Origin of the sequence: Flagellimonas flava (assembly GCF_050617915.1) — a bacterium.
GTDB classification, from domain to species: domain Bacteria; phylum Bacteroidota; class Bacteroidia; order Flavobacteriales; family Flavobacteriaceae; genus Flagellimonas; species Flagellimonas flava_A.
Genome location: NZ_JBODQE010000045.1, coordinates 1 through 278, shown reverse-complemented (window position 1 = coordinate 278; position 278 = coordinate 1). Strand labels below are relative to the sequence as shown.

At 58.6% G+C, this 278-nt stretch carries 1 pseudogene; it reads right to left on the bottom strand.

Going from position 1 to position 278, the window contains the following annotated elements:
- Nucleotides 1–278: pseudogene (locus ACRHOZ_RS20915) on the bottom strand (hypothetical protein); the annotation flags it as partial.

Sequence of the window (278 nt, the reverse complement as noted above, 5' to 3'; positions counted from 1 at the left end):
ACTGCTGAGTACGCGAACACCACTCCCGAGGTAACGATCAGCAGCGGCAGCCAGCTTGTCGGGAACAGCCCGCCATGGTTGTTCCACAAGCTCAATCCGGTGCTGTGGCCGTCGACGGGGTATCGCCCGGCCAAAAAAACGGTTCCCACCACTAGGAACGCCATCAGCGCGAGAACCTTGATCAGCGCGGCCCAAAACTCCAGCTCGCCGAACCATTCGACCGAAATCAGGTTCATCGACAACACCACCGTCAAGGCGATCAGGGCAAGAATCCATTG